This window comes from Apilactobacillus micheneri, from assembly GCF_006493595.1.
GTDB classification, from domain to species: Bacteria; Bacillota; Bacilli; order Lactobacillales; family Lactobacillaceae; genus Apilactobacillus; species Apilactobacillus micheneri.
The window spans coordinates 240,521-265,970 of sequence record NZ_QUBI01000001.1; the positions used below are offsets into that span (position 1 = coordinate 240,521).

24 protein-coding genes and 1 other annotated feature are annotated in these 25,450 nt (G+C 30.4%); of the genes, 12 read left to right on the forward strand and 12 right to left on the reverse strand.

Features of this window, described 5'->3' with window-relative positions; genetic code table 11:
• Nucleotides 1-94 precede the first annotated feature (94 nt).
• The gene (locus tag DY123_RS01280) at nt 95-1,399 is read left to right on the forward strand and encodes a DUF3290 family protein (RefSeq protein WP_181401238.1); all 1,305 of its coding nucleotides are present in this window, start codon (nt 95-97) and stop codon (nt 1,397-1,399) included.
• Between the two features lie 47 nt (nt 1,400-1,446).
• Here DY123_RS01280 and DY123_RS01285 read toward each other — a convergent pair whose 3' ends face one another.
• A complete protein-coding gene (locus DY123_RS01285) occupies nt 1,447-2,049 on the reverse strand; it encodes a nitroreductase family protein (RefSeq protein ID WP_140936370.1) in 603 nt (200 codons plus the stop codon).
• Nucleotides 2,050-2,193: 144 nt separating this feature from the next.
• On the opposite strand from DY123_RS01285, the gene DY123_RS01290 reads away from it, so the two are divergent.
• A complete protein-coding gene (locus DY123_RS01290) occupies nt 2,194-2,517 on the forward strand; it encodes a DMT family transporter (protein ID WP_140936371.1) in 324 nt (107 codons plus the stop codon).
• 31 nt (nt 2,518-2,548) lie between these two features.
• On the opposite strand, the gene trhA is transcribed toward DY123_RS01290, so the two are convergent.
• Nucleotides 2,549-3,220 carry a PAQR family membrane homeostasis protein TrhA gene (gene trhA, locus DY123_RS01295; RefSeq protein WP_140936372.1) on the reverse strand — a complete coding sequence of 224 codons (672 nt, stop codon included), beginning with the start codon at nt 3,218-3,220 and terminating at the stop codon, nt 2,549-2,551.
• A gap of 114 nt (nt 3,221-3,334) precedes the next feature.
• The gene (locus DY123_RS01300) at nt 3,335-3,721 is read right to left on the reverse strand and encodes an aggregation-promoting factor C-terminal-like domain-containing protein (protein ID WP_140936373.1); all 387 of its coding nucleotides are present in this window, start codon (nt 3,719-3,721) and stop codon (nt 3,335-3,337) included.
• A gap of 227 nt (nt 3,722-3,948) precedes the next feature.
• On the opposite strand from DY123_RS01300, the gene DY123_RS01305 reads away from it, so the two are divergent.
• The 7 genes from DY123_RS01305 (at nt 3,949) to DY123_RS01335 (ending at nt 12,190) form a co-directional block, all read left to right on the forward strand.
• Nucleotides 3,949-4,860 (forward strand): ABC transporter ATP-binding protein, encoded by a 912-nt coding sequence (locus DY123_RS01305; RefSeq protein WP_140936374.1) that lies wholly within the window; start codon nt 3,949-3,951, stop codon nt 4,858-4,860.
• On the forward strand, nt 4,860-5,606 hold the full coding sequence (locus DY123_RS01310) for a DUF2705 family protein (protein WP_140923763.1): 747 nt from the start codon (nt 4,860-4,862) through the stop codon (nt 5,604-5,606). The genes DY123_RS01305 and DY123_RS01310 overlap by 1 nt, the downstream gene beginning before the upstream one ends.
• 133 nt (nt 5,607-5,739) lie before the next feature.
• Nucleotides 5,740-6,537 (forward strand): hypothetical protein, encoded by a 798-nt coding sequence (locus tag DY123_RS01315; RefSeq protein WP_140923765.1) that lies wholly within the window; start codon nt 5,740-5,742, stop codon nt 6,535-6,537.
• Between the two features lie 152 nt (nt 6,538-6,689).
• Nucleotides 6,690-7,142 (forward strand): MarR family winged helix-turn-helix transcriptional regulator, encoded by a 453-nt coding sequence (locus DY123_RS01320; RefSeq protein ID WP_140923767.1) that lies wholly within the window; start codon nt 6,690-6,692, stop codon nt 7,140-7,142.
• A 337-nt stretch (nt 7,143-7,479) separates the two neighbouring features.
• Nucleotides 7,480-8,856: an amino acid permease gene (locus DY123_RS01325; RefSeq protein WP_225362832.1), complete on the forward strand. Its 1,377-nt coding sequence runs from the start codon at nt 7,480-7,482 to the stop codon at nt 8,854-8,856.
• A gap of 349 nt (nt 8,857-9,205) precedes the next feature.
• Nucleotides 9,206-10,531, forward strand: coding sequence for an amino acid permease (locus DY123_RS01330; RefSeq protein ID WP_140936385.1), 1,326 nt, complete (start codon nt 9,206-9,208; stop codon nt 10,529-10,531).
• A 180-nt stretch (nt 10,532-10,711) separates the two neighbouring features.
• Entirely contained in the window at nt 10,712-12,190 is a 1,479-nt protein-coding gene (locus tag DY123_RS01335; protein WP_140923769.1) for an APC family permease, read from the forward strand.
• A 42-nt stretch (nt 12,191-12,232) separates the two neighbouring features.
• Here the strand turns inward: DY123_RS01335 and DY123_RS01340 are convergent, their stop codons facing one another.
• From DY123_RS01340 to DY123_RS01365, 6 genes are all read right to left on the reverse strand, one after another.
• Nucleotides 12,233-13,507 carry a hypothetical protein gene (locus DY123_RS01340; protein WP_140923771.1) on the reverse strand — a complete coding sequence of 425 codons (1,275 nt, stop codon included), beginning with the start codon at nt 13,505-13,507 and terminating at the stop codon, nt 12,233-12,235.
• A 152-nt stretch (nt 13,508-13,659) separates the two neighbouring features.
• A complete protein-coding gene (locus tag DY123_RS01345; RefSeq protein WP_108982507.1) occupies nt 13,660-14,883 on the reverse strand; it encodes an MFS transporter in 1,224 nt (407 codons plus the stop codon).
• Nucleotides 14,884-14,998: 115 nt separating this feature from the next.
• The gene (locus DY123_RS01350) at nt 14,999-15,400 is read right to left on the reverse strand and encodes a hypothetical protein (RefSeq protein ID WP_108982506.1); all 402 of its coding nucleotides are present in this window, start codon (nt 15,398-15,400) and stop codon (nt 14,999-15,001) included.
• A gap of 19 nt (nt 15,401-15,419) precedes the next feature.
• Nucleotides 15,420-16,640, reverse strand: a complete 1,221-nt coding sequence (locus DY123_RS01355) for an MFS transporter (RefSeq protein ID WP_140936375.1) — start codon at nt 16,638-16,640, stop codon at nt 15,420-15,422.
• Nucleotides 16,641-16,768: 128 nt separating this feature from the next.
• The gene (locus DY123_RS01360) at nt 16,769-18,139 is read right to left on the reverse strand and encodes a hypothetical protein (protein WP_140923773.1); all 1,371 of its coding nucleotides are present in this window, start codon (nt 18,137-18,139) and stop codon (nt 16,769-16,771) included.
• A 95-nt stretch (nt 18,140-18,234) separates the two neighbouring features.
• Nucleotides 18,235-18,549, reverse strand: a complete 315-nt coding sequence (locus DY123_RS01365) for a SemiSWEET family transporter (protein WP_105963937.1) — start codon at nt 18,547-18,549, stop codon at nt 18,235-18,237.
• 173 nt (nt 18,550-18,722) lie between these two features.
• Nucleotides 18,723-18,959 (forward strand) — a binding site (T-box leader).
• 150 nt (nt 18,960-19,109) lie between these two features.
• On the opposite strand from DY123_RS01365, the gene brnQ reads away from it, so the two are divergent.
• Nucleotides 19,110-20,492, forward strand: a complete 1,383-nt coding sequence (brnQ, locus tag DY123_RS01370) for a branched-chain amino acid transport system II carrier protein (RefSeq protein ID WP_181399132.1) — start codon at nt 19,110-19,112, stop codon at nt 20,490-20,492.
• A 40-nt stretch (nt 20,493-20,532) separates the two neighbouring features.
• Here brnQ and DY123_RS01375 read toward each other — a convergent pair whose 3' ends face one another.
• A complete protein-coding gene (locus DY123_RS01375) occupies nt 20,533-21,501 on the reverse strand; it encodes an NAD(P)-dependent oxidoreductase (RefSeq protein ID WP_181399133.1) in 969 nt (322 codons plus the stop codon).
• A gap of 58 nt (nt 21,502-21,559) precedes the next feature.
• A complete protein-coding gene (locus tag DY123_RS01380; protein WP_140923779.1) occupies nt 21,560-22,123 on the reverse strand; it encodes a hypothetical protein in 564 nt (187 codons plus the stop codon).
• A 144-nt stretch (nt 22,124-22,267) separates the two neighbouring features.
• Between DY123_RS01380 and DY123_RS01385 the strand changes: the two genes are divergently transcribed.
• Both DY123_RS01385 and DY123_RS01390 read left to right on the forward strand, forming a co-directional pair.
• Nucleotides 22,268-23,053, forward strand: coding sequence for a tyrosine-protein phosphatase (locus tag DY123_RS01385; RefSeq protein ID WP_165807738.1), 786 nt, complete (start codon nt 22,268-22,270; stop codon nt 23,051-23,053).
• A gap of 20 nt (nt 23,054-23,073) precedes the next feature.
• Nucleotides 23,074-24,006: an alpha/beta hydrolase gene (locus DY123_RS01390; protein ID WP_108982499.1), complete on the forward strand. Its 933-nt coding sequence runs from the start codon at nt 23,074-23,076 to the stop codon at nt 24,004-24,006.
• A 35-nt stretch (nt 24,007-24,041) separates the two neighbouring features.
• On the opposite strand, the gene purB is transcribed toward DY123_RS01390, so the two are convergent.
• Complete coding sequence (purB, locus tag DY123_RS01395; RefSeq protein ID WP_140923781.1) at nt 24,042-25,340, reverse strand: adenylosuccinate lyase; 1,299 nt, start codon at nt 25,338-25,340, stop codon at nt 24,042-24,044.
• Nucleotides 25,341-25,450 lie beyond the last annotated feature (110 nt).

The following is a 25,450-nucleotide window of genomic DNA, read 5'->3' on the forward strand; positions in this document are numbered from 1 at the left end:
TAAAAAATCATTACCAAATATTACTTAATGGTTTAAAGTGGTAAAAGGTTCTATAATAGACATGTGGCAAATTTTATTAATACAGGTGATTTTTTTGGATTTATATTCTTATCATTATTTAACTCATCCCAATACTTTTATCTATTACATATTACTAGTAGTAGCAATTATTTTTGGTGGTTTTATAATATTCAACGGCTTCAAATATATGCGAGATAGAACTAATCTTAAATATCGAGATACATTTATAATGTTGATTTTATTGGCTATTTTATCAATAAGTTTGGTATTTGCTAATATACTGCAACAGAATAACTCTAATAGCCAAAACTCTCAAACAGTTAAAATGGTACGTACAATTAGTAGAGATATGAAAGTACCAAAATCAAAAATATATACAAGTAGTACACAATTAACTAGTGGAATGACCATTTTAATTAATAAAAAATATTATGAGGCTAATTTTAATTCAACGTTTAATAGTTACAGTTTAACTAAAAGTGGTTTAATTGATAATGATGTTAACATCCATAATAATGCGCAGTTCAATTTAGGACCAATTAACCAGCAATATTTGAATATTTTCTTAAAATTATTGATTGGTTTTGTAATGTTAGTAATTCAAATTAACCTTTCTGGAAAAGGTAATTTAGCACCTTCTAATGCCGTTGACCAATTACAGAACTATGTTCTTGGTGGTATTATTGGTGGTATGATTTATAGTGAATCAGTTACTACATTGCAATTCTTTATTGTCTTGTTAATATGGTCTTCAATCATTTTCATAAGCAGAATACTTATTAGACAAAGCCAATTCTTCAAAAAAATGCTTGCAGGTGAACCAAAGAACATCATAAAGAATGGATTTATCAACGTTGATACTGCTTTAAGAAATGGTCTTTCTGCATCCGATTTAGCATTTAAATTAAGAACTCAGGGTGTTCATAATTTTAAAGATGTCCAATCCGCAGTTCTGGAACAAAATGGTCAATTAACGGTTAATACATTTGGCGATGAATCAATGAGTTATCCAGTCATTACTGATGGTAGTGTCAATATGGATGTTCTTGAAAGAATGGGTCACAGTGAAGAATGGATTAAAAACTTAGTGGAAGAAAGTAATAAAGAAATATCGCAAATCTTCTTAGGTCAATATGTTAATGATCATTTAGTTATCATTTCATACCCCACTAAGCCTAAAAGGCCTTGGTACTATGAACTTGGGGAACAAATGTCTAATTTCAGTTCAAATCATAGTATTACCCCTGATAGAATTAAAAGATCTAAATCAATGAAAAAATTAAAAGAATTTTCTCAAAGAAGACATCATGAAGGTAAAAACGATGAAAACTATCAACAAAGTGAAAAGAAAACTCCAAATCATCGTAATCGTAAATAACTAAATAAAAAGGCACTCACATTATTTGTGAGTGCCTTTTTATTTAGTTATTTAAAGATTTTGAAACGTTTATCATCGTCCATGTAATCTTTGTCATCAGCTGGTGATTCAATAGAACCGAAGTCCATTTCACCACGTAATTTCCAACTTTCAGGAATGCCAAATTCTTTAGCAACATCTTCATCAATTAGTGGATTGTAATGTTGTAAGTTAGCACCAATACCATTTTCAGCTAAACCAGTCCAAACAGCATATTGTGCATTACCTTGTGATTGTTCTGACCAATCATAAAAGTTTTGTGCATATGATGGGAATTGATCTTCCAATCCATGCACAACATCCATATCAGTAAAGTATAGAACTGTTCCAAATGCATTACTAAATGAATTAATCTTTTCAGTAGTAGCTTTAACAGCATCTTCTGATTTCAGATGAGGTTTTAAATTATTTAATACAATATCCCATAATTTTTTATGATAATCATTAAATAAAATAACTGCGCGAGTTGATTGACTATTAAATGGAGTAGGAGCTTGTTTAATAGTTTCCTTAATGAAATCAGAAATATCTTCAGGAGTTTGATTAACATTTTTACCTAAAGCATAAATAGTACGACGTTGTTTTTGTAAATCTAATAAACTTGTTTTCATAAAAATATCCTTCTTTCTTAATTTGTTAAATACAATTATAGCACTTACTTTTTATAAGTAAAAGTTTTTTTAACAACTTTTTAAACATTTATAAATATCAATGTTATTATTTATTTATAATAATATTTTATTGAGGTAAAGAATATGTTTTATTATTTATTCCTATTTTTAGCTATTATTGGTGAACTTATTGGCACCAACTTATTAAAAATGTCCATGGGGTTTTCTAGAATAATTCCAGCAATAGGTGCAATTATTTCTTTCATATTATGCTTTTACTTTTTATCAATTGCTATGATTAAAATTCCTTTAAACGTCACATATGCTGATTGGAGTGCAATTGGCATTCTAGTAACTACAATTATAGCAATATTTGTGTACAAAGAGCCAACTAATATTTCATCCGTTATTGGAGTCGCATTTATCATTGTGGGCGTTATATTGCTAAATTTATTTAGTCCAAAATAATACCGTTAAGTTATTGGCTTAACGGCATTTTTTAAACATATAGATAAATTGAAAAGTACATCATAATCGTTCCTAAAAGCACAAATAAGTGCCAGATAACATGACCAAAAGGAATTTTTTTAAAACTATAAATCACAGCTCCCAAAGTAAAGGCAATGCCTCCAAATAATAGTAAAAAGAAACCAGTAATTCCTAAATGTTGATATAATCTAACAATTCCTAAAAGACACATCCACCCCATTACTACATACATAACTGTGGATAGAGTTTTATACTTACCCATCCAAATTGATTTATACACTATTCCCATAATAGTTACTACCCAAATAATTCCAAAAATAGTCCATCCCAACCAACCTTGAATGGCAACTAAGCAATATGGAGTGTAGGTTCCAGCAATTAGCAGATAAATAGCTGAATGATCAAAAATTTGGAATAATTTTTCAACACCTGTGAAATATAAACTATGGAATAAAGTTGATGCTAGATAAAAAAGAATTAATATTCCCCCATAAATGGAAAAAGTAGTGATTCGCATAGCACCACCTTCGAATGAACCATGTACAATTAGACAAATAGCTCCCGCTATTGCTAATAACACCCCTATTCCATGAGTAATGGCACTAAATATTTCATTTAATAAAAAATATTTTTTACTACCTACCCAAGTAATATTATTAGCAGTTGTATTATCATTTTTCATTTAATCATTCCTTACGTGTTATTTATTTATATTATATAACCATGTAATCTAGTTTTCAATACTAGATAATAGATTGTAAAAAAATAATCCCCAGCAGTGGGAATTATTAATTATTTAATACCAACCATGTGATAACCAAAAACTTTTAGCACCAAGCCATGAGCCGTAACGACTATTAGCATAATGATCAGCAGTAAGCTCTTGATTGTGTGCCGAATAGTTTCCATGATAAGAAGCAATTGATAATTGATATTTACCATAACAAGCACCATTACTTGCACTATATGATCCACCTGATTCACGAATAGCAATAAAATGTTTGGCAGCTGCATTAGCAGCAGATAAATTATTAAGTTGATGTCTGTGATGTCTATGTATATATACGATATTTTGTCTATGTCTAGTATTAGCACTAGCATTGTTTTGTGGCAATAAAAACAAAATCGCAGCGAATAATGTAACTACACTTAAAAGTGATATAAATGCTTTATTCGAATGCATATATGTTTTTCCCTCCTTACAAATTACATAGTGTACCTTACATTATGTTTCTTACGAAACGATTATATTAAAGTTACATTTTGTTTACATTTCTTTGCAAATTGAAATATATTTACACATTCAACCCATAAATGACCATATTCTAATAATCCACCTTGACTTTCTAATGAAATTGCAATATAGTTAGTTACATAAGTAAATAACTAATTAATAAAGGAGATTATTTTATGAAAGTGCTTGAAGTACAAAACTTAAACAAAAAGTTTGGTCAAAAGCAAGCCTTATTTAACGTTACATTTGACGTTGAACCGGGTACTATTTTAGGTCTAATTGGTCCTAATGGTGCCGGTAAATCTACAATTATGAAAAGCATTGTTGGTTTAACTAGTTACAATGCAGGATCAATTAAGATTAATGGTGAAAGTTTAACTAAAAATAACCGTAAAAGCTTACAAAATGTTGGTTCAATGATTGAGTCACCTGCTCCTTATTTAAGTCTAACTGGTTATCAAAATTTGAAATTATTCAATGATGGATCAACAACAGAAGGTGAAATTCAAGAAATCATGAAAGATACACAAATTGATTCCTTCTGTAACCGCAAAGCTAAGAAGTATTCATTAGGTATGAAACAACGTTTAGGAATTGCTATTTCATTATTAAATCATCCTAAGTTATTGATCTTAGATGAACCCATGAATGGTCTTGATCCTCAATCAACTCATGATTTACGTGACTTACTATTGAAATTATCAAAACGTGGTATCAGTGTTCTAATTTCAAGTCATTTACTTGATGAATTAGCTCGTATCGCTGATTACTATGTTGTAATCAATCATGGTCGTGTTGTTAAAGAATCAGATGCTCAATCATTCCTATCAAGTGGTGAAAAGAATATTAAATTTACCACTAATGATAATGAAAAAGCATACAATGCATTATTACAAGCTGGCTTTAAAGCTAAGATGAGTGATAAAACTGTTGAACTTAAAGATGATGGCGATTCAATGAACAAAGCATTAGCTGCTTTAAATAATGCTGGTCTTGAAATTCAAGATGTTTCTAAGGACAAAGCTGACTTAGAAGAATCATTATTAAATCTATTAACTGAAGATAACAAAAAGGAGGAAACTAAATAATGTTAACTCTATTAAGACAAGAAATTTATAAACAAATTCATGGTAAGTTTTATATTGGTTGGCCAATTGTAATGCTCTTGGCATCATTAACTGCCGGATATTTTCTTACATCTGGAAAAAATCATGTTGATCATCAAGCATTTGCTTTTAATGTTTTTAACGATAATATGGATTTAGTACTTATTGCAATGGTTGTATTTGCAAGTACTATTATGATTGGTGATTTTGCAAATAACACCGTCAAGTATTTGTTTTCTCGTCAATTTTCTAGATTACAAATTTTTATTTCTAAACTAGTTACTACATTCTTTATGTATATTTATTTAATTGTAATGAGCTATATTTTCACATTTATATCAAAAATGATTTTTGATCGTTCTGGTGATATGGGAATGAAATATATTAATCAAAATTTATTTAGTATTTCATGGTTACTATTATTAGTAATTCCAATGGTAATGTTAGTAAGTAACATTGTTAAAAATAATGGTGTAGCTATTGCATTAGGTATTGTATTCTTCTTTGCTTCAAGCATTGTTACTGCATTCTCAATGGTTTTAATGAAAAAATGGGATATATTAAAATTTAATCCATTTAACTTTTTAAATGTATCTACTCAATTTATTGATCATAGTGCAAAAACGGTAACAAATCTTTCATTAACCTCAATGGAAATTGGAACTGTTGTATATGCTCTAATTTTTACAGCAATTGCATATGTAATTTACAATCATAGAAACGTTTAATTAAAATTAAACAATTAAATTAAAGCACCCTTTTTATATTAATAAATTGGGTGTTTTTCTATTGACTAGTTTTATGAACGTGATAAACTCATGACATGATTAACTTTCGTTAAAGACCTAGGAGGTCAAAAAATTGAGTGATTTATTAAAACAAGAAATGAATAGTCGTAATCGTAAAATTTTTAGTTTTATGGCATTAGGACTATTCATAGTGACTATTATTATGGCCATTACTGGGATGGAAACTAGAACCTTAGATGGTTGGAAATGGATGAACCAATTTGGTGCTATAACTGGTGTTATTGAATTATTAACTACTATTATTGTTGCTACCAGATTTGCCGGACAAGAAAGCAATGCCCAGGTTAAAGAGAACATGAAGAATCATAGCAAGTCTTCAATCTTTTTTTCAAAAGTGATTACAATTTTAATTTCATATTTGATTCTATTATTAGTAGCAATTATTGCTGTAATATTGATGAAGTATTTAGTGTTCCCTCACAAGCCTTTAGCTGGAACTTTAGCCCAAGAATTAAGTTGGGCGGTTCTTGGTAACATTGCTTATTTCTTCATTTTTCAATCATTTGTCATGATGATAATTGGATTTTGTAAAACTTGGTATGGCGCAATTGCTTTTGGAGTTGCATGTACTTGGATTACAGAAATCATCGCTGGTATTTTCATGATTTTCATCTATACACACCGTAAATTAATTTACAATCCATTTAACTTCTTTTTCGTTGAAAAGCAAATTCAAGATGGTATGAAACATATGATGACTAGATTGCAATTACCAATGATCATTAAAGGATCATTATTATATGCCTTAATTTTCTTTATAATTGCATTTATCATCTTTGTTTATTTCCGTAAATTTAATACATGGAATGATGATGAAGAAAAAAATAACCAAGATACTAAAGAAACATAATTAACAAATAAGTAAAGCATCGTAAATATTAATTTACGGTGCTTTATTTGTTTGCTTGACCAATTTTGATTTAGTGATATATTTTATATTGTATGCAATTTATTTATACGCTATACTTTTATACATATTAGTAAAGAAAGGAGTTATATAATATGACAAATAAGATCACATTAGATAATCAAATCTGTTTTCAAATTACCAGAGCACACCAATTATTTAACAAATTTTATCAAGAACCTTTAAGTAAATTCAATTTAACATATGTTCAATACATTACCCTATTATCATTATGGGAAAAAGATGGGGTTACTGTAAATTATCTTAGCCAAAAATTGGGCTTATCTAATGGGACATTAACTCCATTATTAAAGCGACTAGAAAAAGCTGGTTGGATTACCAGAACTCGTGATAAAAAAGATGAACGTCGAGTATTAATTAAACTAACCGAACATGGTGCTAAACAAGAAGAACCTATTACGAGTACTGTTCAAGGTTGTTTAAATAGTTTAAATTATGATGATGAAACTTTCAACAACACAATGAATACTATCTTAGACGTTCAAAATCGTCTTGAAAAATCTGAAGAAGCAAAAGAAAATAGTTAATATTGTTTTCATTATATTGACATCTGTCTATTCTCAGTATACAATTATATCAATTAATGAGAAAAGACATGACTATATTTACTAATGTTTCAGAGAGATTTAGCATCTTCTGTAAGCTAAATCATCATTAAAATATAATTACCACTTTTCAAAATATTTTTGGCGGATAATGCCAAATCAGATTGTTCTGTTAACGACTAATGAGAGTGTATAGTGCTTTTTGCGCTATATAAATATGGGTGGAACCACGTAAAATTACGTCCCTAGTACATTAATTTGTGCTAGGGACTTTTTTATTTTCCTATAAACTCAAATATTTTAAAGAAGGTGAATAGTTATGGCAGATAAAAACAATAATTTAGAAAGAAAACTTAGTGCTCGTCATATGAAAATGATTGCATTAGGTGGAACTATCGGTGTAGGACTATTTATGGGGGCTAAATCAACCATTGATTGGACAGGGCCTTCTGTTCTATTGGCATATGGAATTGCTGGATTATTCTTATACTTAATTATGCGTGCGTTGGGAGAAATGCTATATGTTCATCCCATCACTGGATCATTTTCACAATTTGCTTCCATGTATATGCACCCTGTTTTTGGATTCCTAACTTCATGGAGTAATATATTTCAATACTTAGTAGTCGGGATGTCCGAGGTAATCGCAATTGGTACATATATGCAATTTTGGTGGCCTAGCCTCCCTAATTGGTTACCAGGAATTGTTGCAATCATTTTCTTATGTATAGCTAACTTAATTTCTGTTAGTGCATTTGGTGAATTAGAATATTGGTTCGCATTAGTCAAGGTTGTAACTATTGTTGCAATGATCATTGTAGGATTGGTTTTAATTATCTTTGGATTTAATGGAATTGGTCCTACTGGTATTTCAAATATTTGGAAATTTGGTTTCTTTGCTCATGGATTTAAAGGTTTCTTCTTTGCATTAGCGATTGTAATTGCTTCTTATCAAGGAATTGAATTAATTGGAGTTACTGCTGGTGAAGCTGAAGATCCTAAACATACATTAGTGAAAGCTATTCAAGATACAATTGGTAGAATCTTAATTTTCTATATTGGTGCCATTTTTGTAATTTTAAGTATTTATCCATGGGATAAAATCAATTCTATTGGTTCCCCATTTGTCGAAACTTTCTCACAAATTGGAATTACATCTGCAGCTGCAATTATTAATTTTGTGGTTGTAACTGCTGCTCTATCCGGATCTAATTCAGGAATTTATAGTGCTAGTCGTATGTCATATCTATTAGCACAACATCATCAAATCCCTAAAGTATTTAAAAAGTTAAATAAACATGGTGTCCCCTTTGTAGCTGTTATTAGTATTTCAGCTGGTATTTTATTGGGACTTGTATTAAATGTTGTTCTTCCAATGATCAACCCTTCTGCGAACCAAATTTTCGTTTATGTATACAGTTCATCTGTATTACCTGGAATGGTACCTTGGTTTATCATTTTAATTTCACAAATTAGATTTAGAAAACAACATCCAGAAGAATTAAAAGGTCATCCATTTAAAATGCCTTTATCACCTTATACAAATTACATTACTTTAATTTTCTTACTAATTACATTGGTATTTATGTTTATTAATAATTCAACAAGAGTCCCATTAATTATTGGTATTATCTTCTTGATTATAATGACAATCATTTACTTTATGAAGTACAATAATAAATCTGAAAATAACTAATCGATAAATGCACAATAATTGACAGATTAAGATATATATAATATATTTCTTAATGCTAAAATTATGTAAAAGTAGAAATATATCTTACTGGGAAGTAACAATAAAAAGTTTATCAGCAAGGTACAAGCACAGTTTTTGAAGATTTTTTCGATAAAATGATTTGTATTTTATGATATATAAATAATAAATTTCCATTTTAGAACATTTATTAGTAACATTGTTACCCAATCCCTAGTACAATAGATAGTGTACTAGGGATTTTTCTACATAATATATTTATAGGATGGTGAAAATATTGGCAGAAAAGAAAAAAGAGGAAGAATTAGAAAGAAAGCTCAGCTCCAGACATATGCAAATGATTGCCCTTGGTGGAACCATCGGTGTTGGTTTGTTTATGGGTGCCAAGTCAACAATTGCTTGGACTGGTCCTTCTGTATTATTAGCATATGGAATTGCTGGAATTTTCTTATATTTAATTATGAGAGCCCTCGGAGAAATGCTTTACGATAATCCAATTAGTGGATCATTCTCACATTTTGCAACTGAATATATGCATCCAGTTTTCGGTTATTTAACCGCTTGGAGTAATATTTTCCAATGGATTGTTGTTGGTATTTCAGAAATGATTGCAATTGGAACGTATATGCAATTCTGGTGGCCAGGAATACCTTCATGGGTACCTGGCATCATCGCGATTGTATTCTTATGTATTGCTAATTTAATCTCTGTTAGCGCATTTGGTGAATTAGAATACTGGTTTGCACTAATCAAAGTTGTTACTATTATTGCTATGATTGTTATTGGTGCTGTTGTTATTGTTCTAGGTTTCAATGGTGTTGGTCCTACTGGAATTTCTAATTTATGGTCACACGGATTCTTTACAGGTGGTGTAAAAGGTTTCTTCTTTGCCCTATCAATCGTATTTGCTTCTTATCAAGGTATCGAATTGATTGGAGTCACTGCTGGGGAAGCTGAAGATCCTAAAAACACTTTAGTTAAAGCTATTCAAGATACTATTGGTAGAATTTTAATTTTCTACATTGGTTCTATTTTCGTTATGTTAGCGATTTATCCATGGGATAAAATTGTTAATATTGGTTCTCCATTCGTTGAAACATTTTCAAGAGTTGGAATTAGTTTTGCTGCATCAATTATTAACTTTGTTGTTTTAACTGCTGCTCTATCTGGTTCTAACTCAGCTATTTATAGCTCAAGTAGAATGTCATATTTATTAGCACAAAATGGTCAATTACCAAAACGTTATAATAAAATGAATAAACATGGTGTGCCATACATTTCAGTTATTTCAATTGCTACTGGAATTTTACTTGGTGTTCTATTAAACGTAATCCTACCAATTTTCTACAAAGGTGCTAGTCAAATTTTCGTTTATGTTTACAGTTCATCAGTGCTACCTGGAATGGTTCCATGGTTCGTAATTATTATGTCTGAATTAAAATATCGTAAGTTATATCCAGAACATATTAAGAATCATCCATTCAAGATGCCTTTTGCACCTTTCTCAAATTATCTAACTTTGGCAATGTTAGCACTAACTTTAATATTCATGTTCTTTAACAATGATACTAGAATTCCATTAATTGTAGGAATTGTATTCCTAGGATTTATGACAATTCTATACTTTGCTAAATTTAATAAACAAAATAATAAATAAACATTATTATAAATAGCCACCCTTGAATTGTATAATTTAAGGGTGGCTATTTTCATGATATAATAGTGATTATAGTTAAAATTACATTGACAATATGCTTATATTAAATTAACATTTTAATTAATTTATAATCTTTTTTTAATAAATGTTTAAAAAAACGAAAAGAAAGAGGTAATGTTTATGGGGAATCTTTTTAAACGAATGAATAGAAAAGAAGATCCTAAAGTTTATGAAAATAAGGATGCTAAGATGGTTCGCTCAATGACCACTAAAGACTTTCTTGCTCTAGGTGTTGGGACTATTGTTTCAACTGCTATTTTCACACTACCAGGAGTAGTTGCTGCAAATAACGCTGGTCCTGCGGTTACAATATCATTCTTACTAGCTGCAATCGTTGCCGGTTTAGTGGCCTTAGGATATGCTGAAATGGCTTCAGCAATGCCTTTCGCTGGATCTGCATATTCATGGATTAATGTTATTTTCGGTGAATTTTGGGGATGGGTCGCTGGCTGGGCTCTTCTAGCAGAATATTTTATTGCAGTTGCGTTTGTTGCTGCTGGATTATCAGCTAACTTTCGTGGTCTAATTGAACCAATGGGATTACATATTCCAACCGCCCTCTCAAATCCAATTAGTGCTCCTAGTGGTTTTGTTGATATTTGTACTATTGTTATTATTCTGATTGTTGCATTTTTAATTACTCGTGGTGACAGTAAAACTTCAAAAATTGAAAATGTATTAGTGGTACTTAAAGTTTTAGCCATTTTAGTATTTATTTTTGTTGGTTTAACTGCTATTCATATTCAAAATTATATTCCATTTGTCCCTGCTCCACATACTAATCCTGATGGCACTGCATTTGGTGGATTTGGTGGTATTTATGCTGGAGTATCAGTAATTTTCTTATCGTATATTGGTTTTGATTCGATTGCTGCTAACTCTGCCGAAGCAAAAAATCCACAAAAAACTATGCCTCGTGGAATTATCGGTTCTTTGGTAATTGCTGTTACCCTATTTGTCGCAGTTTCATTAGTATTAGTTGGAATGTTCAAATACACTAATTACGCTAATAACGCTGAACCAGTTGGATGGGCTCTTCGTCAAAGTGGTCACCCATATGTAGCATCTGGAGTTCAAATTGTAGCAGTTATTGGAATGTTCACTGCATTAATTGGTATGATGATGGCTGGATCACGATTACTATATTCATTTGGTCGTGATGGTATGCTTCCTAAGTTCTTAGGAAAAGTTGATAAAAAACATAAACTACCAATTAATGCCATTTTAACTATTACTGTGATTTCAGTATTAATTGGAGCATTTTTAACTTTTAATTTCTTGTCACAATTAATTTCTGCTGGAACATTAATTGCATTCATGTTTGTATCAATTGGAATTTATCCATTGCGTAAACGTGAAGGTAAAGATATTAACATGCCTGGCTTTAAAATGCCTTTCTTCCCGGTATTACCTGCATTAGGCTTTATTGCTTCATTAGCAGTATTTTGGGGGCTAGACTCAGATGCTAAATTATATGCTTTGATTTGGTTTGTTATTGGGATGGTTGTATATTTCGTTTACGGTATGCATAATCGAGCCAAAACCCAAGCCGCTGAATTAAGAGATGAAAATAATGATTTTGATAATAAAATTGAATAATATATAAAAATGGTTTGCCTATAATTTGGCAAACCATTTTTATTATAGATATGACTTCATATAAACATATACCCGTTTCCATACATAATTATAACTATAAGGTAATCTTTTAAAAACTTTATATTTAGACTGTACTTTTTTATTAACTGAAACAGCATACATCACATTTTCAGTAAAGAAAGTTAGATTATGATTATTAATATTAACTGTATCATTACGATTATTTTTTATTTTAGAAAATTGATTATATAAATCTTGAGTCACTGGAATCCGGTTAAATACTTCAAAATACAATGACTTTAATGATAAAATTGGAAGAAAAACAAATAATATTATCATCAATGATCGATAAATAATTTTACTAGATTTAAAAGAATATGCATATACACAATAAGAGAAACATAATACCTCATAAATTAACAAGGATGGATACATATATCTTAATAGCAACATTGGTGTGGAGTATAAAGACATTAAACTAGATAATAAAACAGTTAAAAAGTTAACCATAAATAATATTATTAAAATTTCTTTTGCTTTAATTTTGTCGTCTTTAAGCATCCAACAAAATGGAATAATAAATATAATAGCAAAAAAAGCTATTTCTAAAAAATTTTGTAGTAAGAAATGACGACTAATCCAAAAACCTTGTGATGCATGAATCATTTGCTTTCTAATTCCATATAATATCCAGGGAATATAAAGGACAAGGAACATTATTCCACTGAACAGATACTTAATAGTATCAAAGTATTCTTTACGATATAAGGCACGAATAAAATAACAAAATAGAAATAGTCCTGCCATCATAGCTGTAAAATAATGTGAATATGCTGATAACTCAAAAAAAAGTAGCGAAATTATTAATTGACCAATATGTTTATGATAACTAAAAATAATTAAATAATAGAAACCCATTACTAAGAACATCGCAGCTAATGAATACATTCTAATATTAATAATTGGTTGTAGATCCATAGGTTGATGAAAATTATAATTAAATAATCCCAATACATTCGGTAACAATAACATTAAAATTAATTGATAAATCCAAGCAACTTTGATACCAATTAATTTGGAGACTTTTCTAATATAGATAAATGATATGCATGCACATAAAATGGAAAATAGTCTTCCTACAATAATCTCACTTAATAATGTATGCTTATAAAATAGTAAAATACCAAAAATGCCCTTTAAGATTAAATAATATAATGGTGGGTGCACGTCTAATGCATCAGTTCTAATTATATCTAGATAATTACTGTGAACTAGCGTTAAAGTAAAAATCTCATCTTTAGCTAGTGTTAATTTCATGTACATTAATAAGATCAATATAATAAAAATTATTCCAAATATATTCTTATATTTTTTAATGAAATTAATTGCTATTACCCCCTACTATCATAATTCAATATAAGTATAACATTATGATAGCAAAAAAGATGACTACTGATTAAAGTAATCATCTATTCGTCAAATTCATAACTATTTCTCAATTCTGGAACCTTCCATTTAACTAGAATGAAGGTAATTAATACTACCAAAGCACTGACATAAAAGACAGCATTATAATCCCAAATTGATGAAACAACACTACCTAAGATAGATCCAATACAAATACCAACTGCTTGGGCACCTTGATTTAAACTAAAAGCCATTCCAGTGGAGCTAGCAGGAGTTCCTTTAGCTAATAAAGTTTGCACAGATGGGAATAATGCAGCATTCGATATCCCAGTCAAGAATCTGAAGAAACCAAAGAATAGTACACTTGGTGCAAATCCTTGTGGAAATAAGAATAAGATTGCCAATAAGAACCCGACAGTTAATACTTTATTAGTACCATGGCGATCACCAAAACGACCAAATAATGGTGAAACCATTACCATTCCAATTCCAGGCATCGCAGCTACAATTCCAGATACCACTGAAATATCACCACTACCCCCCATTAATTCTTTAACATATAAAGTAATTAGTGGATTAATTGAATTATTCATAATTTGTAGAGCAATTGAAATCACCAAAATCCAAATAACAAAGTGAGGATTGGAAAATCCTTTAATAATTTTAATAAATGATTGCTTCTTTTCTTTTAATTTAGATGGATCTGGCTTGAAATGCTCTTCTACAAAAACAAATGTTAACAAGAAAAATGAAAATAATAATAATCCAGTAACCATAAAAGATACGCGAATGCTTACAAGGCGTACTAAAAAGCCACCAAAGATTGGTCCAACTAAGAATCCACTAGTATACCCAGTGGATAACCAACTTAAAGCATAACCAGTATTTTTACGTGGTGTTCCAGTTGCGACTAACGCAATGGAATTAGGAATAACCCCATCAAAGAATCCTTGTAACGCTTTTAACAATAGTAACTCCCAAATGTTAGTACAAAAGGCCATTAAAAATATAGTAATAGCTGAACCAAAAGATGTCTGCAATACTAAACGTTTTCTCCCATGTCGATCCGCAAAACGTCCCCACATCGCTGAAGTAAAAATGACCACAATAAAGGGAGCTGCATAAATAATTCCACTCCAGATAGATAATTCACTTTTACTAAAATCACCTAATTGAGCAATATATAATGGCTGAAAAGGAATAATTTCACTAAAGGCCACTCCAGTTAAGAATGTTCCAAATAGTAATATCCACAAATTCTTACGCCAATATGAATTATCGTCCAATTTATAACCTCCTTATAAAAATTAATAGTACTTTCTAAATTAACGATAATCGCATATAAAAGCAAGAAAAAAGTAATGAAATCAACATTAAGATTTCATTACTTTTTTTGCAAATCTAAACCATATTACCCTTTTGATCAACTGTTACCATTGAATCTTTATCTTGATGATTTTCAAATTTACGATGTAACAAAGCAATACATTCATCAATACAATAACCTAGCGTCATTTCTTGATGAAAATGTAATTCAGCAGTTCTATGAATACTTTTAAAATCATTCAAATAATTATCGATAAAATCATCTAAAAAATCATTATAATTTTGTGATACTGCAAATGTCTCATCGCTATCTTGACTATCAAATTTTGCCACATATAACTCATTATGTGAATTTTGTGTTTTTTTAATCATCTTTTTTATTTCAGATTTATCAAAATTAATTGCTGGTTTAGTTAAATCTTCTTTCGATAAATTGCTATCTGAAAGCTCCATGATATGTTGATTATGACGACGCATTTTATCAATCCCCTTATTATTAATGATTTTTTCTAATTTCAGGTACTCGCCATTCCAAAAGAATTAAGTTCACTAATAATAATAACGCGGTAAAGACGAAGACTCCACTATAATCAAAAATATTGGAAATAAATCCACCCATCATTGAACCAACAACGGCACCAATAGCTTGCGCAGCTTGATTCAAACTAAAGACCATTCCCGTGGATCCAGCTGGTGTTTTTTTAGCTAATAGTGTCTGAATAATTGGATAAATTGCCGCATTGGAAATTCCAACTAAAAATCTTAAGATTCCTAACACAATTACACTGGTAAAGAATCCTTGTGGAAAGTAAAAAATAATAGAAAAAATAAATCCATAAATTAAAATTTTATTTGATCCAATTCGATCGCCCAAACGACCCCAAAAAGGTGAAGCTATTAACATCGCAATTCCTGGTAGTGAAGAAATAATTCCTGCTACTACCGTAATTGGTCCATGATTATTCATTAATTCTTTTACAAATAGACTAATTACTGGATAAATTGAGTATAGTCCTGCTTGTACAATAATAGTTGAAACTAAAAGCCAAGCTGTTAATTTAGGATTAGGAAATTCTCTTAGAAAATGAATATCAAATAACGAAGATTGATTTTTTATTTTTTTAGGATCAGTTTTAAAAGTTTCTTTAACCATAAATAGACTTAATAAGAATGATAAAAATAATAATCCACCTGTAATAAAGAAAGTTACTCGAATTGAGAATAATCCTGCTAAGAATCCACCTAAAATAGGCCCTAATAAATTACCGCCAACATAACCAGTCGTGATAATTCCTAATGCATACCCTTCTTTTTTCTTAGGTGTTTCAGCAGCCACTAATGCTGTTGCATTGGGAATAACACCAGCGAAAAATCCTTGTGCTGCTCTTAATGCAACTAATTGCCAAGCATTGGTAACTAATCCCATTAAAGTAATAGCGATTGCAGAGCCAATTGTCGTCTGTAATAATAATCGTTTACGTCCGTGCCGATCAGCAAAACGTCCCCACATTGGAGCAGTCACTGCTACTACCACGAAAGTGGCTGCATAAACTAAACCACTAACCATTGATAAACTTCCATGTGAGAATTTGCCTAATTCACTAACATATAGCGATAAGAACGGAATCACTTCACTAAATCCAGTTCCTGCAATAAAAGTTGCGAACCATAAAACTAATAAATTTTTTCGCCAGACCGGCTGACCAGAATCACTCATAGAGTGAAAAAACCTCTTTTCTTAAATTCAATTAATATGTATAACAATAATAACTGAGTTATTATATCATAATATATTGACGTAAATCATTAGATAAAAAAAGATTGATGAAAAAATATTCACCAATCCTATTTAATATCATCCATTTCGACATTATCAAAGGTACCATGAAATAATTTACGATTATCATTGCCGAATAAATGGCTAATTTCAAAATTTTTAATTTTAGCTTTTTTATTAATTGAATCAATATAAACAATCTTTTGAGCAATCGCATTCGGGCTTTGATTAGGATTAACATTAATCGCGTCATGAGGGATATTCTTGTACCCATCAACTGATTCCATCAAATTAAAAGTTCTAAGATCATAATTTATAATTTGACTTTGCAATGCAAATCCCACATTAGTAGCAATTAAAATAACTAATAAGAAACCATATATGAGATTTAAGATATGGCTAGTGGAACGTTGCCAACTGCTATCTAACATATGACCAATTATAACTACAATAAAGAAAATAAAAATAAAATAAATTGGATAGCCATATCTAGCTAAATAAATTGGTCTAAATAGTACTGAAACCAACAATCCAGTAATTGCAGTTAGTATAAAATCAGATATTACAAAATAAAACAATAAATTAAATTTTTTAGGCATTTGATGATAGCTCCAAATAATTGGATAGATACATAAAACCATCAAAGCAATTGCTGCCCATAAATCAAACATAGTTTGTGTATTTAGATCCGTAAATAAATCAACCAGATCAGTTAAAACAGTTTCCCAATTCATTGGTGGGATCCAATAATTTTTAGCCACTGATTGCACTTGAAAGTATGCAACAATTCCCCATGGCACAAACATCCCTATAAATAATCCAATTGATATTTTTAATGAATGCGTATCATATTTTTGGAAAACAAACTTAACGAAGTATAATACTAATAACCATCCTGCTGATACTGCAGCAAAATAGTGCGTATAAGAGGCCAATGAAGCAAAAATAACTGCTAGAATAATATGACCAGATTTATGTGAATTATCATAATGCTGTAATTGGTTTAATAGTAGTGCTAACAATAATGCTGCTAGTGCATACATTCTAATTTGTGTTGCATAATGCATGACACTAGGAGCCAAAAATAACCCTGCCCATTGAATTGCATTACCACCAGTCACATTTAATGATTTTGCCGTTTTTCCTAAAACAATAAAAGAAAGTAGTGTAATTATATAGGAAAAAATACGAGCAAAGATTACTTTAATAAAAAGTGAACTAGTCCAGAAAGTAGTAATACTTAAATAACATTTTAAAAATATGTAATAAAATGGTGGATGTACATCCATTGAATCAAGATTAATAATATCAGTATAACTATGTTTTACTAACGCCATTGTAAAGCTTTCATCTCGCCACAAAGTTGGATGCATGAAGAATACGGCATATATAATCGAGATTATAAATAGAACGAATGTAATTTTACCTTTTTTACTCATTTAGACACTCCCTTCTTACTCAATAATATTATTATAATATACAAAAAAGTAAAGCAGACGAAGAAATCGCCTGCTTTTACAAATTATTTTTATTATTAGTGAATGAAAATAGTTACTAAAGTAACTAGTCCAAAAATAACCCCTGGCACATTAGAAATAACTAGTGGCCAATCACGATAAGTCTTGAACCAACCATATAATGTCCATAAAGTAGCATTGATCGTAGCCACAAATGGTTGAATAGGACTAACTGGATTACCTGAGAGGTTTTGCATAATTTCAGGAATATATGCAATATACATTAGAGAAGAAGTTAAAATTGCAACTTTACTCATAAGTTTTAGATTTTTAATACGTTTATCTGAAACTTCTTTACGCTTATTCTTTGGTACATAATTATCAATCTTCATACAAAATTCTCCTTTTGGCAAGAGCCGAAAATTTGAAAATAAATTAACTTACCTCGTTTAAAAGCATAAGTACATTATAACACGAGAAATATATACAATTTAAATAAAAAACACTAATTAAAAATAACATTTGACAATTTCAAATTAAAATCCTATGATAATTTATAAATAAATTAATTGCGATGAGAAAGTTGAGTAGCAACGATGATTTTTGAAGCGAGCTTCGTTAGGTGCAAGGAAGTATTAATCTAATTGTGAAAATCCCTTTCGAGCAATGTACTTAAACGAGTGGATTAAAGTACATGGGGTACACCCCTTACAGTGTCAGCGTATGATTGTACGTGGAAAGAAGTAGATTTTATTTAGTCTACAAATGTAAGGTGGTACCGTGTCACTATGACGCCCTTAGTCCAGTAATGGATTAAGGGCGTTTTTTATTTACTCATTTATACATATTTTTACAAAGGAGATGATGGTTTTGGATAGTCCGATTCAGATTTTACACATAGCGATTCAATTCATAAGTAATCTATTTTTTAATATTTCGGAGGATTTTATTCATGGAAGATTTAAACAAGAAACCATTATCTTTAAAACAATATTTAGTCGTTAGTTCATTATTATTTGCCTTATTTTTCGGCGCTGGAAATTTAATTTTTCCATTACATTTAGGACAATTGTCTGGTGCTAATTGGTGGCTAGCAATGCTAGGATTTTTATGTACAGCCGTTGTTTTGCCACTGCTATCAGTACTTGCAATTAGCGTTACTCATTCCAAAGGAGTTTATGACATTGGAAAACCTTTAGGCGGTGCTTTTGCATTAGTATTCATGGTGCTAATTCACGCCACAATTGGTCCCTTATTTGGGACTCCTAGAACTGCTACTGTTCCATTTAGTGTCGGAGTTCAACCATTATTACCTGCTAAATATGGGCATTTAGGGCTCCTAGTATTCTCATTTTTATTCTTCTTAGCTGCATTTTTACTTTCATATAAAGAATCTAGTATCATGAAAAGTATTGGTAAATTACTAAATCCAATTTTCTTACTATTATTATTTACAGTTTTCTTACTAGGATTTCTTCATCCCATGGGAAGTGCAGCAACACAAGCTGCAACTGCAGCATATCAAAATGGATCATTCTTTAATGGATTTCTACAGGGTTACAACACTATGGACGCCCTTGCTGGATTAGCATTTGGTGTTACTGTCGTAACTGCTGTTAATCAATTAGGTAAGACTAATCCTTTAAGTAATGCCAAAGTAACTGCTAAAGCTGGTTTAATTGCAGAAGGATTAGTTGCTGCTATTTATGTTGTATTAGTATGGTTAGGTGCTACTACTTTAAATAAATTCCAAGGATCTGCTGATGGTGGAACTGCCTTTAATCAATTGATGGGCTATTATATGGGAAATGTCGGCCATGCCTTATTAGCAACTTTGTTAACGTTAACTTGTTTAACCACTGCAATGGGATTGGTTGCCGCTTTTGCTCAAGATTTTCATAAACATTTTTCCTTCTTAAGTTATCGTCAATGGTTAGGTTTCATGTGTTTAGCATCTTTTATGACTGCTAACTTTGGATTAGATACGATTATTCAATGGTCTACCCCCATGTTGATGTTCCTATACCCATTCGCAATGGTATTGATCTTATTATCTGTATTTTCACCATTATTCAAACATGATTCTGTCGTTTATCTATTCGTTGTACTATTTACAACCGTTCCTGCTTTAATGGATATGGTTTCATCTTTCCCACCAGTTGTTTCCAAAAGTACTTTTGGTAATGCTGTAACTAGTTTTCAACAAAATTATCTTCCATTAGCATCAATTGGAATGGATTGGGTTGTGCCAGCATTAGTTGGATTAGTTATTGGATTATTAGTACACTTCCTTAAGAAAATTAACAACAATGTTAAACAAGAAGTTAAAGAATAACAAAAATAAGCTACTATATAAAAGTAGCTTATTTTTGTTATTAATAACCTTCAACAAGGTTAACTACATTTTTGTTTGGTTTACCATCATTATTAAATGCTTGCATATTTTCATCTAAGATAGCTAATGATTCATCCATATACTCAGCATGCAATCCAGAAATATGAGCAGTGATCAACACATTGTCCATTTTCCATAGTGGATTATCAGCAGGTAATGGTTCAGGATCAGTAACATCTAAAGCAGCTGAACCTAATTGTTGATTATATAAAGCATCAACTAAATCATCAGTTACAGTACTTGGTCCACGACCAATACTGATAAACATTGGTTGATTATTCAAAGCATTGAAAAATTTTTCATTGTAATAATGGTAAGTACTATCGCTTAGTGGTAATGCATTAATGATAATATCAGCATTTAAAACACGATCATCATTCATGACATTGTCCATACTAACGGTTTGTGCAAAACCATCAGCTGAATGTCCACTATGATTAACACCAATGGTTTCAGCACCAAAAGCATCTAATAGTTCAGCAATTCTGCCGCCAATATGACCAGTTCCAAATACAACCGCATGTTTACCGTTAATCATCTTAGGCATTACATTTGGTTGATACCATGATCTCTTACGTGCAGATTCGTTAATTGCACGATAATTACCTAAAATCATTCCAATAACAGTTTCTGAAATTGGTTCAGCATGAATACCACTAACCGTAGTTAAGTAAACATTCTTAGCCTTTAGTTGATCTAATGGATAATAATCAACACCTGCAGATAAAGCTTGAATCCATTTTAATTGAGCATTATCACTATTTAAAATCTTATCTAAAAGTTCTTTGTTATAACCAACTAAGATATCAATACTATCTAAAATATCTTTAGACAATGATTCATCTTCATAATAGATATTATCATTATCAAAATTTCCATTTTCTTTAAAATTAGTTTTAATTTTATCAATATCAAAATTGGTGTTTGGTGCAGCAACTAAAATATTCAATTTATCACCCTCCTTATATAATATATAAGTAAAAATGAATAAATACAATTATTTAATGCTACTTCTTATTTACATCCCTCATATTAAAGTCTGCTTTTCTAACATAATCTTGAATACCATGGCCCAAATAAAAATGAAGTTTATCAGAATAAATTTTTAGTTTATATGGATAATATTGATGTTTTGAAACCATTTGATGTTGATCATTCAACTCATATTGAACACCACGGAATTGATAAGTATATCCACCTAAATATCTATACTCAATGTTTTTAACACCTTCAGCAGGTTCTTTTTCATAAAGGTTATCATCATCGTCTTTGTACATATAATTCCCAGAGCTCTTATAATTGTCATATGTTATATATGCTTTAGTATCCCTACCATTATAGTACCAAGTTCCATGAACTCTCTTAGGGGTTCCTTTATACCATTTATTAATAACTGGTTTAAAAGCACGTTTTTTTGATTGCTTATGCATTTTGTTTTTCTTGTTAACCACTTTATGTACTCGTTTATGATGATTAGCATTAGCTGAAACATTATTGTTACCGGTAGTTCCAACCAACAATAAAGTACTAGCAGTAATTAATGAAATTGAAATGAATTTTCTAAATTTCATGAACTTATCTCCCTATTAATTAATAAACTACATATTATAAATTAACACAAATTAATTTATTAATAAAATGTGTATATACTTTCAATAAAATAAAATTTCTTTTACAATTAATTATAAATATAAACACGATTAATGAGGGATAAGATGAATAATAAAAGACTTTTAGATGTTAAAAATGGTTATAACTTCAGAGAATTAGGGGGTTACCTTACTAAAGATGGTAGAACTATCAAATGGAATAAATTAATTCGTTCTGGTGAACTGTCAGAATTATCCAAGGCAGACCAAGAATATTTAACTGACTATGGAGTTAAATATGATGTTGACTTACGTTCAGATTTAGAACGTAAAAATGCTGCAGATAAAAACCTTGCTAAAACTAGTTTTATTCCTAACCCAATTTTCAATACCGGTCATGACAAAACAGATGAAGAATATGCTAAGCAATATAGTATTAACCCGAATTTAGGTACTAAAAATATGATTTTGTCTTATCAAAGTATGGTTACGGAAGAAAGTGCCAAAAAAGCCTTCAGAAAATTATTTGACACTTTACTTAAAAATGATCAAGACAATTCATCTGTTCTATTCCATTGTGCTCAAGGCAAAGATCGAACCGGACTATCAGCTGCATTTATCCTATTTGCTTTAGGGGTCAGCGAAAATAACATTAGACAAGATTACCTAATATCCAAAGAACAAATGAAACCATATGTCCAATTAAAGATTAATGAATATTCAAAATATGGTATGAATGATATATTAAAAAATAATTTATCTAATTTATATAGTGTTGATGAAAAATATTTTGATGCTGCAATGAATACGATAAAAAAAGAATATGGCAATGTTGATAATTTCTTACATGAATTTATTGGACTTTCCGATCGAGAAATTACGAAATTAAGAGATATTTATTTAACAAATTAATCAATAAAGGAGGAATAACAATGAGCTTAAAAAAAGCTACTACAATTGGCATGTTATCTGCAACCGTTGGTATCGGTATTTTTACTTTTAGTGAATATTTATTTAAATTAGGCATGAGTCGTAACGATGCCGAACCGATTCCTCAAAATGACCAAATTAAATTTGCTTACGAATATTACCGATATGTAGACTGGTTTCATGATATTTCTAAAGACGAATGGATCTTACATGAAGAAGAAACCGGCGAAAGAATGATTGCATCATATATTCCAGCTGAAATTTCTACTAAAAAAATAGTGATTATGGCTCATGGTGTTGGTTGTAATCGTGAAACTATGGCTAACTTTATAAAATTATATCATGATTTAGGTTTTAATGTATTAGCACCCGATGATCGTGCCCATGGTGATAGTGATGGTAAATACGTCAGCTATGGATGGACTGATCGAATCGATTATAAACGTTGGATTAATATGGTTTTATATAAAGTAGGATTGGATTCTGAGATATTAATGTTTGGTATTAGTATGGGTGCTGGAATTGTAACCATGCTTAGTGGTGAAAAATTGCCAAAACAGGTTAAAGCTATGATTGCAGACTGTGGTTATACTAATGTAGGTGATGAATTCAATTATCTATTAAAAGAAAGATTTCATTTACCTCCTTATCCATTTGAACCATTAGTTAGTGCTATTAATTGGTATCGTGTAGGTTATCGTCTGCATAATGCTTCTTGTACTGATGCATTGAAGAAAAATACACTACCAACACTATTTATCCATGGTGGTAGTGATATTTACGTTCCTTCTTATATGTCATGCATTAATTACAATGCTTCTAGAGGTCCCAAACAATTATGGATTGTTCCTAATGCAAGTCATGAAGAAAGTTTTTGGAAAAATCCAGTTGCTTACAAACAAAAAGTTAAAGAATTTGTTCATACTTATATGTAAAAAGATGCTTGGAATTAAAAATTCCAAGCATCTTTTTATTCAATCAAACCAATACGTTTAAAAATATCATCAACTAGACGAATATGATAATGATAATCAAAAGCATCTTCGATATCAGAGGTAGACAAATGTTCTCTGATTGTTTCATTATTTTCAACTAACGGTTTAAATTGTTTATCTTCATCCCATGAAATAGCAGTTAATGGTTGTACCAAATCATAAGCACTTTCACGTGACATCCCTGAATCAATTAATTTAAGCATCACTCTTTGTGAATAAATCAATCCATTAGTAGCATTTAAGTTTTTCTTCATTTTATCTGGAAATACATCTAAATCCGCAACAATCTTATTAAAACGATGCAACATATAATCCAATAAAATCGTAGTATCTGGTAGGATAATCCTTTCAGCAGATGAATGTGAAATATCTCTTTCATGCCATAATGGAATATCTTCATAAGCCGTCATAATATGTCCACGAACAACCCTTGCCAAGCCACATATATTTTCAGAGCCAATTGGATTTCGTTTGTGAGGCATTGCGGAAGATCCTTTTTGACCCTTAGCAAAATGTTCTTCCACTTCGTGAATTTCCGATCTTTGCAAACTACGAATTTCAGTTGCAAATTCTTCAAGACTAGTAGCAATCAAACCTAAACATGCAATGTAATCAGCATGTAAATCACGAGGTAAAATTTGACTAGTAATTTCTTGTGGACGAATCCCTAACTTATTACATACATACTTTTCAACAAATGGATCTACATTCGCAAATGTTCCAACTGCTCCAGAAATCTTACCTGCTTCAACTTCATTTGAAGCTATTTCAAAACGTTTCATATTACGTTTCATTTCTGAATACCAACGAGCGATTTTTAAACCAAAAGTAGTTGGTTCAGCCTGGACCCCATGAGTACGTCCCATCATGACAGTATCTTTATATTTAAGTGCTTTTTTAGCAATAGTATTCGTTAATTCTTCAAGATCTTGTTTTAAAATTTTATTAGCTTGTTTTAATCGATATCCTTGCGCCGTGTCCACTACATCGGTACTAGTCATACCAAAATGAATCCATTTCTTTTCTGGTCCTAATGATTTTGAAACATCACGAGTAAATGCCACCACATCATGATGAGTAATTGCTTCAATTTTAGCAATTTCTTTTTCATCAAATGTAGCATTTTCACGAATTTTTCTTACATCGTCTTCTGGAACTTCGCCCAATTTAGCCCAGGCTTCATCAACGGCAATTTCTACTTCCAACCACGAAGCATATTGATTATGCTTAGACCAAACTGATCCCATTTCTTCTCTTGTATAACGATCAATCATTAATGACAACTCCTTAATCAATATCATTTAATATATACATTTTAGCATATATAGTTCGTGTTTTCATATCATCTTTTATATTTTATATTGATTATTATCCTTTAAATTAC

What these genes read in the sequence shown, in the direction of transcription:
- DY123_RS01285 (WP_140936370.1), bottom strand. Translation starts at nt 2,049, where the DNA reads ATGAAAACAAGTTTATTAGATTTACAAAAACAACGTCGTACTATTTAT.
- DY123_RS01290 (WP_140936371.1), top strand. Translation starts at nt 2,194, where the DNA reads ATGTTTTATTATTTATTCCTATTTTTAGCTATTATTGGTGAACTTATT.
- trhA (WP_140936372.1), bottom strand. Translation starts at nt 3,220, where the DNA reads ATGAAAAATGATAATACAACTGCTAATAATATTACTTGGGTAGGTAGT.
- DY123_RS01300 (WP_140936373.1), bottom strand. Translation starts at nt 3,721, where the DNA reads ATGCATTCGAATAAAGCATTTATATCACTTTTAAGTGTAGTTACATTA.
- DY123_RS01305 (WP_140936374.1), top strand. Translation starts at nt 3,949, where the DNA reads ATGAAAGTGCTTGAAGTACAAAACTTAAACAAAAAGTTTGGTCAAAAG.
- DY123_RS01310 (WP_140923763.1), top strand. Translation starts at nt 4,860, where the DNA reads ATGTTAACTCTATTAAGACAAGAAATTTATAAACAAATTCATGGTAAG.
- DY123_RS01320 (WP_140923767.1), top strand. Translation starts at nt 6,690, where the DNA reads ATGACAAATAAGATCACATTAGATAATCAAATCTGTTTTCAAATTACC.
- DY123_RS01325 (WP_225362832.1), top strand. Translation starts at nt 7,480, where the DNA reads ATGGCAGATAAAAACAATAATTTAGAAAGAAAACTTAGTGCTCGTCAT.
- DY123_RS01330 (WP_140936385.1), top strand. Translation starts at nt 9,206, where the DNA reads ATGCAAATGATTGCCCTTGGTGGAACCATCGGTGTTGGTTTGTTTATG.
- DY123_RS01335 (WP_140923769.1), top strand. Translation starts at nt 10,712, where the DNA reads ATGGGGAATCTTTTTAAACGAATGAATAGAAAAGAAGATCCTAAAGTT.
- DY123_RS01340 (WP_140923771.1), bottom strand. Translation starts at nt 13,507, where the DNA reads ATGAAATTAACACTAGCTAAAGATGAGATTTTTACTTTAACGCTAGTT.
- DY123_RS01350 (WP_108982506.1), bottom strand. Translation starts at nt 15,400, where the DNA reads ATGCGTCGTCATAATCAACATATCATGGAGCTTTCAGATAGCAATTTA.
- DY123_RS01355 (WP_140936375.1), bottom strand. Translation starts at nt 16,640, where the DNA reads ATGAGTGATTCTGGTCAGCCGGTCTGGCGAAAAAATTTATTAGTTTTA.
- DY123_RS01360 (WP_140923773.1), bottom strand. Translation starts at nt 18,139, where the DNA reads ATGAGTAAAAAAGGTAAAATTACATTCGTTCTATTTATAATCTCGATT.
- DY123_RS01365 (WP_105963937.1), bottom strand. Translation starts at nt 18,549, where the DNA reads ATGAAGATTGATAATTATGTACCAAAGAATAAGCGTAAAGAAGTTTCA.
- brnQ (WP_181399132.1), top strand. Translation starts at nt 19,110, where the DNA reads ATGGAAGATTTAAACAAGAAACCATTATCTTTAAAACAATATTTAGTC.
- DY123_RS01380 (WP_140923779.1), bottom strand. Translation starts at nt 22,123, where the DNA reads ATGAAATTTAGAAAATTCATTTCAATTTCATTAATTACTGCTAGTACT.
- DY123_RS01385 (WP_165807738.1), top strand. Translation starts at nt 22,268, where the DNA reads ATGAATAATAAAAGACTTTTAGATGTTAAAAATGGTTATAACTTCAGA.
- DY123_RS01390 (WP_108982499.1), top strand. Translation starts at nt 23,074, where the DNA reads ATGAGCTTAAAAAAAGCTACTACAATTGGCATGTTATCTGCAACCGTT.
- purB (WP_140923781.1), bottom strand. Translation starts at nt 25,340, where the DNA reads ATGATTGATCGTTATACAAGAGAAGAAATGGGATCAGTTTGGTCTAAG.